The sequence below is a fragment of the Helicobacter pylori SA213A genome, assembly GCF_000476275.1.
Lineage (GTDB): Bacteria > Campylobacterota > Campylobacteria > Campylobacterales > Helicobacteraceae > Helicobacter > Helicobacter pylori_CL.
Genome location: NZ_CBOM010000069.1, coordinates 1 through 486 on the forward strand (window position 1 = coordinate 1; position 486 = coordinate 486).

Annotated in this window: 1 pseudogene; it reads left to right on the forward strand. The window is 43.2% G+C overall.

Annotated features, from left to right (window positions below):
• Nucleotides 1-184 (forward strand): annotated as a pseudogene (locus QT74_RS08770) (hypothetical protein); the annotation flags it as partial.
• Between the last annotated feature and the right edge of the window lie 302 nt (nt 185-486).

Sequence of the window (486 nt, forward strand, 5' to 3'; positions counted from 1 at the left end):
TAAAATCCCCTTAGTCGCTAACCATTTAGCCAATCCCACTCGTTTAGCATCTAAAAGCGTATCTAACTTCGGCTATCAATCTCATCTCCTACAAAACCGCACAAGCGAAGCGTTAGCGAAGCAATACAAGCGGTTTTGCACCGATTGTTTGCTGACAAGCAAACACCAACAAGCGAAGCCTTAGCGAGCATGGACAAAAGCGCATCGCAGTTTGAAAGCGTAGGCGTTAGCCGAAGCTGTTTTGCGTTAGCAAATCAAACAAGATAGCGCAAACCTGGCGTTAGCCCAAAAAAACCACTAAAACTAAAATCCCAAGATATGTAGCGCGTCATGCGCGTTGTTTTTATTACATGTTTTTAACAGCATGCTGTTTTTACATGTTTTTACCATGCGCGCGCATGTGAGGGATTGGGGGTTGCAACCCCTAATAACGAAGCTGTAGGGTTTCTCATTTTTGGGTGAAAATGAATAAAACTAGAACTTCTT